Here is a 609-nt window from a genome sequence, read left to right as displayed (position 1 = left end):
GGACTCGGCCGGCGGCTTTGACCCACAGGAAGGCGTCGACGAGCTCGCGCGGCTCGGACGCGGGCCGCTCCCCCAGCGCCGCCCCCTCGGGGTTGCACCACCCGTCGCGCGGCCCGGCGCCGTTGCGGCCGGTGTCGACGACGAACGGCTTCCAGCCCACGGTGGGGCTGATCGCGCGCCCGTAGTCGACCTCGTCGTCGGTGCGGCCGAAGCCGGACACGTTGACCGAGAAGCCGCGTGCGGCAGCGATCCCGGCGTCGGCGAGGCGCTCGGCCATCACGTCGGGCTCGACCCAGTCGCTGTGGCCGGCGTCGAGGTAGACGGCCGTCCTGGGGACCCCCGACAGCCGCTCGGTCGCCGACCGGAGCAGCGCGAGCCGCTCGCGCTGGCGCGGTGCCGGGAGGTGACCCAGGAAGGCGAGGGCGTCGGGCTCGAGCACGACCGCGACACCCGGCCCCTCATCGGGCCGGCCGTCGCGCAGGCCCTGGGCGACGGCGTCGACCCAGGCCTCGTACTGGTCGCCGGACCCGGCCCCGCCCCCGGACTCGCCGCCGCAGTCGCGCACGACGCCGTAGACGACCAGCGTGCCACGCCGTCGTCGGCGCGGCG

General features: G+C 77.2%; 1 protein-coding gene. It reads right to left on the bottom strand.

Going from position 1 to position 609, the window contains the following annotated elements:
* Window positions 1-609, bottom strand: a 609-nt coding sequence (locus AC2W7G_RS18085) for a glycoside hydrolase family 6 protein (RefSeq protein WP_485869649.1), incomplete at both ends; no start/stop codon positions are given.

This window comes from Aeromicrobium sp. PFPM2_SD2 (assembly GCF_057364525.1).
The sequence above is the reverse complement of the archived record's forward strand: the minus strand, read 5'-3'. Positions and strand labels throughout refer to the sequence as shown.